Genomic DNA, 10,435 nt, shown 5'->3' with positions numbered 1-10,435 from the left:
CACCACATGGTGCCGCTTGCGGCGGAAGACCTGTCCATGTTCGGCCGTGACCCGTGGTGGCTCGTCGCGATCAAAGCGGTGTTCTGCTTCGCGTTCCTGATGGTGACGGTGCTCTTCTCCATCGTGTGGGAGCGCAAGGTCGTCGCCTGGATGCAGCTGCGCATCGGGCCCAACCGGCACGGCCCCTGGGGCATGCTGCAGTCCCTCGCGGACGGCATCAAGCTGATGCTCAAGGAAGACCTGATCGTCAAGCGCGCGGACAAGGTGGTCTACATCCTCGCGCCGATCGTCGCGGCCATCCCGGCCTTCATGGCGATCGCGGTGATTCCCTTCGGTCCCGCGGGCAACGAGATCTCGATCTTCGGCCAGCGCACGACGATGCAGCTCACCGACCTGCCGATCGCGATGCTCTACATCCTCGCGGTCGCGTCGGTCGGCATCTACGGCATCGTGCTTGCGGGCTGGAGCTCCGGTTCCACGTATCCGCTCCTCGGCGGTCTGCGCTCCTGCGCGCAGATGATCTCGTACGAGATCGCGATGGGCGCCGCGTTCGCCTCGGTGTTCCTCTACTCCGGGTCGATGTCGACCTCGGCGATCGTTGAGGCGCAGGCGGACCGCTGGTACGTCCTGCTGCTGCCGGTGTCGTTCCTGATCTACATCGTGACGATGATCGGCGAGACCAACCGCGCCCCGTTCGACATGCCCGAGTCCGAGGGCGACCTCGTCGGTGGCTTCAACACCGAGTACTCGTCGATCAAGTTCGCGCTGTTCATGCTCGCCGAGTACGTCAACATGGTCACCGTCTCGGCGGTCTCGGTCACGCTCTTCCTGGGCGGCTGGCGGGCCCCGTACCCGATCAGCACCTTCTGGGAGGGCGCGAACCACGGCTGGTGGCCGATGCTCTGGTTCGTGATCAAGGTCCAGCTGCTGCTGTTCTTCTTCATCTGGCTGCGCGGCACGCTGCCACGCGTCCGTTACGACCAGCTGATGAAGCTCGGCTGGAAGGTCCTGATCCCGGTCTCGGTCGTCTGGCTGATGCTCGTGGCGACGGTCAGGGCAATGCGGAACGAGGAGTACGACTTCACCTCGATCGCGCTCTATGTGGGCGGCGGAGTCATCGCGCTCCTGTTGCTCTCCGTCGTCGTCGACATCTTCCGCGACAAGCGCGAGAAGGAAGCGGCGGCCGAGGAGGAGCCCGTCGCCTTCGACCCGATGGCCGGCGGATTCCCCGTCCCGCCGCTGCCCGGACAGAGCCTGCCGCCCGTACCGCGACGACGCCCGCGCCACGAGCGCGAGTTGATTGTCAGTGGTGGGCCGGATACTCAAAGTGACGGAACGCGAAGTGACGGAAAGGAGGCGTCCGATGGCTGAGTCGAAGAACGAGCCGAACCAGTCGCAGCACGAGTCGAACCAATCGAAGCAGGGGTTCCAGAACCCCGTCGCGGGCTTCGGCGTGACCTTCAAGGCCATGTTCAAGAAGCGGCTGACCGAGCAGTATCCGGAGCAGGAGAAGGTCACCGCTCCCCGCTTCCACGGCAGGCACCAGCTCAACCGCCATCCGGACGGCCTGGAGAAGTGCGTCGGCTGTGAGCTCTGCGCGTGGGCCTGCCCCGCGGACGCGATCTATGTGGAGGGCGCGGACAACACCGAGGAGGAGCGCTACTCCCCGGGCGAGCGGTACGGCCGCGTCTACCAGATCAACTACGCCCGCTGCATCCTGTGCGGTCTGTGCATCGAGGCGTGCCCCACGCGCGCGTTGACGATGACGAACGAGTTCGAGCTGGCCGACAGCAGCCGCGAGAAGCTCATCTTCACCAAGGAGCAGCTTCTCGCCGGCCTGGAGGAAGGCATGGTCGACTCACCGCACTCGATCTTCCCCGGCACCGACGAGCAGGACTACTACCGCGGTCTGGTGACCGAGGCCGCTCCGGGCACGGTGCCCCAAGTGGCCCTCTCCAAGGGGGAGACGCCCCAGGAGGCCGCTTCCACCTTCGGGGACTCCGAACCCGCGTCGGGGGAGGTGATCAACCGATGACGCAGCTCGCCGCCTACACCACATCCACCGGTGAGGCCGTCCAGTTCTGGGTGCTCGGCACGGTCGCCGTGATCGGCGCCCTGTGCACGATCCTCATGAAGAAGGCCGTGCACAGCGCGCTCTGCCTCGCCGGGACCATGATCATCCTCGCGGTCTTCTACCTCGCCAACGGGGCCTACTTCCTGGGCATCGTCCAGGTCGTCGTCTACACCGGCGCGATCATGATGCTCTTCCTCTTCGTGGTCATGCTCGTCGGTGTCACCGCCGCCGACTCCCTGAAGGAGACCATCAAGGGGCAGCGCTGGCTGGCCGGGCTCTGCGGCTTCGGCTTCGCCGTCCTGCTCTTCGCCGGCATCGGGAACGCCTCGGTGAACGAGTTCGCGGGCATGGGCAAGGCGAACGCGGGCGGCAACGTGGAGGGTCTCGCCGAGAGCATCTTCACGAAGTACGTCTTCGCCTTCGAGATCACGGGCGCACTGCTCATCACCGCCACCGTCGGCGCGATGGTGCTCACGCACCGCGAGCGCACGGAGCGCGCCAAGACGCAGCGCGAGATGTCCGAGGAGCGCGTGCGCTCGAACCACCTGCCGCCGCTGCCCGCCCCGGGTGTCTACGCCCGGCACAACGCCGTGGACGTCGCGGGTCTCCTCCCCGACGGCACCCCCTCCGAGCTCACGGTCAACAAGACGCTGCGTGAGCGCGGCCAGATCCGCGACGTGTCGGACGAGGCACTGGACGATCTGCGGGCCCTCGAACAGCGCTCCACGGAGCGTCTGGAGCGTTCGACCAAGAGCGAGGAGGCGTCGAAGTGAATCCGGTCAACTACCTGTATCTCGCGGCGCTGTTGTTCTCGATCGGCGCCACCGGCGTGCTGATCAGGCGGAACGCGATCGTGGTGTTCATGTGTATCGAGCTGATGCTCAACGCGTGCAACCTCGCCTTCGTGGCCTTCTCCCGGCTGCACGGCAATCTCGACGGCCAGATCATCGCCTTCTTCACGATGGTCGTCGCCGCGGCGGAAGTCGTGGTCGGCCTCGCGATCATCGTGTCGCTGTTCCGCTCCCGTCACTCGGCCTCGGTCGACGACGCCAGCCTGATGAAGCTGTAAGGGGTCGCTGAAAAGTGGAGAACCTGATCGCGCTGCTCGTAGCGGCGCCTCTGCTCGGAGCGGCCGTACTGCTGTGCGGCGGGCGGCGGTTGGACCGTGTCGGCCACTGGCTCGGCACGCTGCTCGCGGCCGCCTCCTTCGTCATCGGTGTGATGCTCTTCGCCGACATGCTGGGCAAGGGCGCGGAGGAGCGCTCCCTGTCGCAGCACGTGTTCAGCTGGATTCCCGTGGAGGGTTTCCAGGCGGACGTCGCCTTCCAGCTCGACCAGCTGTCGATGACGTTCGTCCTGCTGATCACCGGTGTGGGCACCCTGATCCACATCTACTCCATCGGGTACATGGAGCACGACGAGCGGCGCCGCCGCTTCTTCGGCTATCTGAACCTGTTCCTCGCGGCGATGCTCATCCTCGTCCTCGCCGACAACTACCTGCTCCTGTACGTCGGATGGGAGGGCGTCGGCCTCGCCTCGTACCTCCTGATCGGCTTCTGGCAGCACAAGCCCAGCGCGGCCACCGCCGCGAAGAAGGCCTTCCTGGTCAACAGGGTCGGCGACATGGGCCTCTCGATCGCCATCATGCTGATGTTCACCACCTTCGGGACGTTCGCCTTCGGGCCGGTTCTGGAGGCCACGGGTGAGACGTCGGAGGGCAAGCTGACGGCCATCGGCCTGATGCTGCTGCTCGCGGCGTGCGGCAAGTCGGCCCAGGTGCCGCTGCAGTCCTGGCTCGGCGACGCGATGGAGGGCCCGACCCCGGTCTCGGCCCTCATCCACGCGGCGACGATGGTCACCGCCGGCGTGTACTTGATCGTCCGCTCCGGCGCGATCTTCAACGGCGCTCCGGACGCGCAGCTCGTCGTCACCGTCGTGGGCGCGGTCACGCTCCTCTTCGGTGCGATCGTCGGTTGCGCGAAGGACGACATCAAGAAGGCCCTCGCCGGGTCGACGATGTCCCAGATCGGGTACATGATCCTGGCCGCGGGCCTCGGCCCCATCGGCTACGTCTTCGCGATCATGCACCTGGTGACGCACGGCTTCTTCAAGGCCGGGCTCTTCCTCGGAGCCGGTTCGGTCATGCACGGCATGAACGACGAGGTCGACATGAGGAAGTACGGCGGCCTGCGGAAGTACATGCCGGTCACCTTCGTCACCTTCGGCCTCGGCTATCTGGCGATCATCGGCTTCCCCGGTCTGTCCGGCTTCTTCTCCAAGGACAAGATCATCGAGGCGGCGTTCGCCAAGGGCGGCACAGAGGGCTGGATCCTCGGCTCGGTCGCGCTGCTCGGCGCCGCGATCACCGCGTTCTACATGACGCGCGTGATGATCATGACGTTCTTCGGTGAGAAGCGCTGGCAGCCGGACGCGGAAGGCAACGCACCGCACCCGCACGAGTCGCCCAGGTCCATGACGATCCCGATGATCGTGCTGGCCTTCGGTTCGGTCTTCGCGGGCGGGTTCTTCAGCATCGGCGACCGCTTCATGCACTGGCTGGAGCCGGTCACCCAGCACGACCACGGCCACTCGCCGCTGAGCGCCGCCACGGTCACGGGCGCCACCATGGTGGTCCTGCTCATCGGTGTGGCCCTCGCCTACGTCCAGTACGGCCGCCGTCCCGTCCCGGTCACCGCCCCGCGCGGTTCGGTGCTCACCCGGGCGGCCCGGCGCGACCTCCTCCAGGACGACTTCAACCACGTCGTCCTGGTCCGCGGCGGAGAGCACCTCACCCGCTCCCTGGTCTACGTCGACCACACCCTGGTCGACGGAGTCGTCAACGGCACGGCGGCCTCGGTCGGCGGGCTCTCCGGACGGCTGCGCAAGATGCAGAACGGCTATGCCCGCTCCTACGCGGTCTCGATGTTCGGCGGCGTTGCGGTACTCATCGCCGCGACCCTGCTGATGAGGGCGGTCTGATACCGATGTCCTTTCCCCTCCTGACAGCGACGGCGGCCCTGCCCGCGGTAGGCGCGATCGCCGTGGCGGCCGTACCGGCCGCCCGGCGTACCGCCGCCAAGTGGCTCGCGCTGCTCGTGTCGCTCGCCACGCTCGCGCTCGCCGTGACCGTGCTCGTGCGATTCGACCCCGACGGGGCCCGCTATCAACTGACCGAGTCGCGCGCTTGGATCGCGGAATTCGGAGTGCGGTACGAGCTCGGGGTGGACGGCATCGGTGTCGCTCTCCTCGCGCTCACGGCGCTTCTGATGCCCTTCATCATCCTGGCCGGCTGGCACGACGCGGATCCCCTCGAAACCAAGTCCTCGCGCTGGCGGCCGACCCAGGGCTTCTTCGCCCTGATCCTCGCCGTCGAGGCGATGGTGATCATCTCCTTCGTGGCCACCGACGTCTTCCTCTTCTACATCTTCTTCGAAGCCATGCTCATCCCGATGTACTTCCTCATCGGCGGCTTCGGGGACCGTGCCCACGCGGGCAGCGACGAGAAGGCGTCGGCGCAACGCTCGTACGCGGCCGTGAAGTTCCTCCTCTACAACCTCGCCGGTGGCCTCATCATGCTGGCCGCCGTGATCGGGCTCTACGCGGTGGCGGGGAACTTCTCGCTCCAGGAGATCACCGAGGCGCGGGCCAACGGCACCCTCGACATGGCGACCAGCACCGAGCGGTGGCTGTTCCTCGGCTTCTTCTTCGCCTTCGCGGTGAAGGCGCCGCTGTGGCCGCTGCACACCTGGCTGCCGAACGCGATGGGCGAGGCCACGGCCCCGGTCGCCGTACTGATCACGGCAGTGGTCGACAAGGTCGGCACGTTCGCGATGCTGCGCTTCTGCCTCGGGCTCTTCCCCGAGGCGAGCAAGTGGGCGACACCGGTCGTCCTCGTGCTCGCGCTGGTCAGCATCATCTACGGCGCGCTGCTCGCCGTCGGCCAGCGCGACATCAAGCGCCTGGTGGCGTACGCGTCGATCTCGCACTTCGGGTTCATCATTCTCGGCATCTTCGCGATGACCTCGCAGGGACAGTCCGGCGCGACGCTCTACATGGTCAACCACGGGATCTCGACCGCCGCCCTGATGCTGGTGGCCGGCTTCCTGATCTCGCGGCGCGGCTCACGGCTCATCGCGGACTACGGAGGAGTGCAGAAGGTCGCACCGGTACTCGCCGGAACCTTCCTGATCGGTGGTCTCGCGACGCTCTCGCTGCCGGGGCTCGCGCCCTTCGTGAGTGAATTCCTGGTCCTGGTCGGCGCGTTCGCGCGCTATCCGGTGGTCGGGATCATCGCCACCATCGGCATCGTGCTCGCCGCGCTCTACACCCTCGTCCTCTACCAGCGGACGATGACGGGCCCGGTGAAGCCGGAGGTCTCGGCCATGCCGGACCTGCGGGTGCGTGAACTCCTGGTCGTCACACCGCTGATCGCGCTCCTGATCGGCCTCGGCGTCTACCCGAAGCCGCTCACCGACCTGGTCAACCCGGCGGTCAAGCACACCATGTCCGACGTACAGCAGAAGGACCCGAAGCCCGACGTGGAGGCGGCCAAGTGAGCGCATCGGCTGTCCACAGCCTGTGGACAATGGCGTCGGCCGCGGCGCCCCAGGATCAGATCGACAAGATCGACACTCCCACGATCGAGTACGGGCAGCTGTCACCGACGTTGATCGTCATCGGCGCGGCCGTCCTCGGGATTCTCATCGAGGCCTTCGTGCCGCGGAAATCCCGGTACTACGCGCAGGTGTTCGTGGCGGTCGTCGCCCTCACCGCGGCCTTCGCCGCGGTCGTCGGGCTCGCGGCCACCGGGTACGGCACGACGAAGGCGCACATCGCGGCCATGGGCGCCATCGCGGTCGACGGACCGGCGCTCTTCCTGCAGGGCACGATCCTCCTCGCGGGACTCGTCGCGATCTTCACCTTCGCCGAGCGTCGGCTCGACCCGGTGGCGCACGGGAAGCGCGTGGACTCGTTCGCCGCGCAGGCCGGTTCCGTGCCGGGCAGCGAGGGCGAACAGGCCGCCACGAAGGCCGGGTTCACCACCACCGAGGTGTTCCCGCTCGCGCTGTTCGCGATCGGCGGGATGCTCGTCTTCCCGTCGGCGAACGACCTCCTGACGCTCTTCATCGCCCTTGAGGTCTTCTCGCTGCCGCTCTACCTGCTGTGCGCGCTCGCCCGCCGCAAGCGCCTGATGTCGCAGGAAGCCGCCGTCAAGTACTTCCTGCTCGGCTCGTTCTCCTCGGCGTTCCTGCTCTTCGGGATCGCCCTGCTCTACGGGTACGCGGGCTCGGTGTCGTACGGCACGATCGCCAAGGTCATCGACGGCAGCATCCAGGAGGTCAACCCCGCGCTCGCCGACACCATGGGCAACGACGCGCTGCTCCTGATCGGCGCCGCGATGATCGTCATGGGTCTGCTCTTCAAGGTCGGCGCGGTGCCGTTCCACATGTGGACCCCGGATGTGTACGAGGGCGCGCCCACCCCGGTCACCGGCTTCATGGCCGCCGCGACGAAGGTGGCCGCCTTCGGTGCGCTGCTCCGGCTCCTGTACGTGGTGCTGCCGGGCCTTCGCTGGGACTGGCGGCCCGTGATGTGGGGCGTCGTGATCCTCACGATGCTGGCCGGCGCGATCGTCGCGATCACCCAGACCGACATCAAGCGGCTGCTCGCGTACTCCTCGATCGCCCACGCGGGCTTCATCCTCGCCGGTGTCATCGCCATGACGCCGGACGGCATCTCGTCGGTCCTCTTCTACCTGGGGGCCTACTCCTTCGTGACGATCGGTGCGTTCGCGGTGGTCACGCTGGTGCGGGACGCGGGCGGCGAGGCCACGCACCTGTCGAAGTGGGCGGGGCTCGGCCGACGCTCGCCGCTGGTCGCCGCGGTCTTCGCGGTGTTCCTGCTTGCCTTCGCCGGCATTCCGCTGACCTCCGGGTTCTCCGGGAAGTTCGCGGTGTTCAAGGCGGCGGCCGAGGGTGGCGCGGGCGCGCTCGTCGTGGTCGGTGTGATCTCGTCCGCGATCGCGGCGTTCTTCTACATCCGCGTGATCGTGCTCATGTTCTTCAGCGAGCCGAAGGCGGACGGCCCGACGGTCGCCGTGCCCTCGCCGCTGACCATGACGGCGATCGGCGTGGGTGTCGCGGTGACGCTGGTCCTGGGCGTAGCCCCGCAGTACTTCCTGGAGCTGGCGAACCAGGCGGGGGTCTTCGTCCGGTAGCTCACCTGTTCCATCCGCCGCTGCCCGGCACCCCGTCCGACAGGGGTGCCGGGCAGCGGCCTGTGGATAACTTCCTGAGGTGTCGGTCCGGAGCCCTATCGTGGAGTCTGTGGTCGAAGCGCGACGTACGGGGGCAGGGCGATGGATGGGAACGATGGCATGGGTGAGGTGACCGTAGCGAGCGCGGTGACGGAGAACGGCGCGGTGGCGGAGAGTGACGCGCTGCGGACGCTGCACCGCGTCTTCGGGTACGACGCGTTCCGCGGCGAGCAGGAAGCGATCATCGACCACGTGGTCGCGGGCGGGGACTCCGTCGTGCTGATGCCCACCGGCGGCGGCAAGTCGCTCTGCTATCAGATCCCGGCCCTGGTGCGGCCCGGCACGGGCGTCGTCATCTCGCCCCTCATCGCGCTCATGCAGGACCAGGTGGACGCGCTGCGGGCACTCGGCGTGCGGGCCGGGTTCATCAACTCCACGCAGGACTTCGACGAGCGGCGCGTGATGGAGGCGGAGTTCCTCGCGGGGGAGCTCGACGTGCTGTATCTGGCGCCGGAGCGGCTGCGCCTGGAGGGGACGCTCGATCTGCTGTCCCGTGCCAAGATCTCCGTCTTCGCGATCGACGAGGCGCACTGCGTCGCGCAGTGGGGCCACGACTTCCGCCCGGACTATCTGGCGCTGTCCCTCCTCGGCGAGCGCTGGCCGGACGTGCCGCGGATCGCTCTTACGGCGACGGCGACGCACGCCACGCACCGGGAGATCACCGAGCGGCTCGGCATGCCGGACGCCAAGCACTTCGTGGCGAGCTTCGACCGGCCCAACATCCAGTACCGCATCGTGCCGAAGGCCGAGCCGAAGAAGCAGCTCCTGGCCTTCCTCAAGGAGGAGCACGCGGGCGACGCGGGCATCGTCTACTGCCTCTCGCGCAATTCGGTGGAGAAGACCGCCGAGTTCCTGTGCAAGAACGGCATCGAGGCCGTTCCGTACCACGCGGGTCTCGACGGCCGGATGCGCGCCGCCCACCAGTCCCGCTTCCTGCGCGAGGAGGGCCTGGTCGTCTGCGCCACGATCGCCTTCGGCATGGGCATCGACAAGCCGGACGTCCGCTTCGTCGCCCACCTCGACCTGCCGAAGTCGGTCGAGGGGTACTACCAGGAGACGGGCCGCGCGGGCCGCGACGGACTCCCCTCCACGGCCTGGATGGCGTACGGCCTGCAGGACGTCGTCCAGCAGCGGAAGATGATCCAGGGCAGCGAGGGCGACGAGGCGTTCCGCCGCCGGGCGGCCTCGCATCTGGACTCGATGCTGGCCCTGTGCGAGACGGCCCAGTGCCGCAGGGCCCAACTCCTCACGTACTTCGGCCAGGACGCGGACGCACCGTCCTGCGGCAACTGCGACACGTGCCTGACGCCCCCGGAGACCTGGGACGGCACGGTCCCGGCCCAGAAGGTCCTCTCCACGATCGTGCGGCTCCAGCGCGAGCGCGGCCAGAAGTTCGGCGCGGGCCAGATCATCGACATCCTGCTCGGCAAGAAGACCGCCAAGGTCATCCAGTTCGACCACGACCAGCTCTCGGTCTTCGGCATCGGCGAGGAGCTAGCGGAGGCCGAATGGCGGGGCGTGGTGCGGCAGTTGCTGGCCCAGGGACTGCTCGCGGTCGAGGGGGAGTACGGCACGCTGGTCCTGACCGAGGAGAGCGGTTCAGTCCTCGGCCGGGAGCGGGAGGTGCGGTTGCGCAAGGAGCCGAAGCGGCCGGCCGCGGCGAAGGCCGCGAAGGGGGAGCGCAAGGCGAAGTCCGCGGCGGCGGTCGCCGAGCTGCCTCAGGAAGCGGTGCCGGTGTTCGAGGCGCTGCGGGCGTGGCGCGGTGCGCAGGCCAAGGAGCTGGGCCTGCCCGCGTACGTGATCTTCCACGACGCCACCCTGCGCGAGATCGCCACGCTGCGTCCGTCGTCCCTGGCGGAACTCGGCGGCATCAGCGGCCTCGGCGAGAAGAAGCTGGCGACGTACGGGGAGGGGGTGCTGGAGGTCCTGGCGGAGCTGGACGGCACGGCCGCTCCGGGGGCTCCGCAGACTACAGAGCCCCCGGAGCCCCCGGAGGAGGACTGGCCGGAGCCCCCGGAGGACTTCTGAGCAGCCGAGCAGGGAGC

At 67.9% G+C, this 10,435-nt stretch carries 8 protein-coding genes; all 8 read left to right on the top strand.

Annotated elements, in window-relative coordinates:
* The first annotated feature begins 6 nt into the window (after nucleotides 1–6).
* Complete coding sequence (gene nuoH / locus AB0I66_RS38710) at nucleotides 7–1,371, top strand: NADH-quinone oxidoreductase subunit NuoH (RefSeq protein WP_363212883.1); 1,365 nt, start codon at nucleotides 7–9, stop codon at nucleotides 1,369–1,371.
* Nucleotides 1,364–2,035, top strand: coding sequence for an NADH-quinone oxidoreductase subunit NuoI (gene nuoI / locus AB0I66_RS38705; RefSeq protein ID WP_363212754.1), 672 nt, complete (start codon nucleotides 1,364–1,366; stop codon nucleotides 2,033–2,035). Before nuoH ends, nuoI begins: the two co-directional genes overlap by 8 nt.
* The gene (locus AB0I66_RS38700) at nucleotides 2,032–2,847 is read left to right on the top strand and encodes an NADH-quinone oxidoreductase subunit J (protein ID WP_363212753.1); all 816 of its coding nucleotides are present in this window, start codon (nucleotides 2,032–2,034) and stop codon (nucleotides 2,845–2,847) included. The genes nuoI and AB0I66_RS38700 overlap by 4 nt, the downstream gene beginning before the upstream one ends.
* Entirely contained in the window at nucleotides 2,844–3,143 is a 300-nt protein-coding gene (nuoK, locus tag AB0I66_RS38695) for an NADH-quinone oxidoreductase subunit NuoK (RefSeq protein ID WP_249588397.1), read from the top strand. Before AB0I66_RS38700 ends, nuoK begins: the two co-directional genes overlap by 4 nt.
* Nucleotides 3,144–3,157: 14 nt before the next feature.
* Nucleotides 3,158–5,053 carry an NADH-quinone oxidoreductase subunit L gene (gene nuoL / locus AB0I66_RS38690; protein WP_363212752.1) on the top strand — a complete coding sequence of 632 codons (1,896 nt, stop codon included), beginning with the start codon at nucleotides 3,158–3,160 and terminating at the stop codon, nucleotides 5,051–5,053.
* Nucleotides 5,054–5,058: 5 nt separating this feature from the next.
* Nucleotides 5,059–6,630, top strand: a complete 1,572-nt coding sequence (locus AB0I66_RS38685) for an NADH-quinone oxidoreductase subunit M (protein WP_363212751.1) — start codon at nucleotides 5,059–5,061, stop codon at nucleotides 6,628–6,630.
* Complete coding sequence (gene nuoN / locus AB0I66_RS38680) at nucleotides 6,627–8,291, top strand: NADH-quinone oxidoreductase subunit NuoN (RefSeq protein WP_363212750.1); 1,665 nt, start codon at nucleotides 6,627–6,629, stop codon at nucleotides 8,289–8,291. The genes AB0I66_RS38685 and nuoN overlap by 4 nt, the downstream gene beginning before the upstream one ends.
* Before the next feature lie 159 nt (nucleotides 8,292–8,450).
* Nucleotides 8,451–10,418 (top strand): DNA helicase RecQ, encoded by a 1,968-nt coding sequence (gene recQ / locus AB0I66_RS38675; protein ID WP_363212749.1) that lies wholly within the window; start codon nucleotides 8,451–8,453, stop codon nucleotides 10,416–10,418.
* The last annotated feature ends 17 nt before the right edge of the window (nucleotides 10,419–10,435 follow it).

It is taken from the genome of Streptomyces sp. NPDC050439, assembly GCF_040655335.1.
GTDB lineage: Bacteria > Actinomycetota > Actinomycetes > Streptomycetales > Streptomycetaceae > Streptomyces.
Note: the sequence above shows the minus strand (reverse complement) of the source record. Positions and strands in the feature narration are given on the sequence as shown.